The organism is Bartonella sp. MR168JLCBS, from assembly GCF_042194175.1.
The window spans coordinates 1,488-1,772 of sequence record NZ_JBHIMP010000051.1; the positions used below are offsets into that span (position 1 = coordinate 1,488).

At 41.1% G+C, this 285-nt stretch carries 1 pseudogene; it reads right to left on the reverse strand.

Annotation, left to right across the window (positions count from 1 at the left end):
• A pseudogene (locus ACFIK8_RS08965) lies at positions 1–285 on the reverse strand (histidine--tRNA ligase); the annotation flags it as partial.

A 285-nucleotide genomic window follows, 5' to 3' on the forward strand; every position in this document is an offset into this window, starting at 1 on the left:
TTTCAGCTTCTCCTGTGAGCAAAGCAAGAACACTATCAATCTCTTGGTCCTTAAGCTGTGCCCCTTTAGTAAAATCACCACTTTCATCCAAACGCCCTTTACCCAAGAGCAAACGCACACCTTCAAGACCAAATTTATCAAGTTTATCAATGGCCCTAAGAACAGTTAAGCGCTTTTCAGCTTTTTCACGTCCCACCAAGCCAATTTGCTCCAAAACAGCCTCTAGAATCTTTCGGTTATTAAGACGAATGGCATAATCATGATGCTGAAATCCTAGTTTTTCTA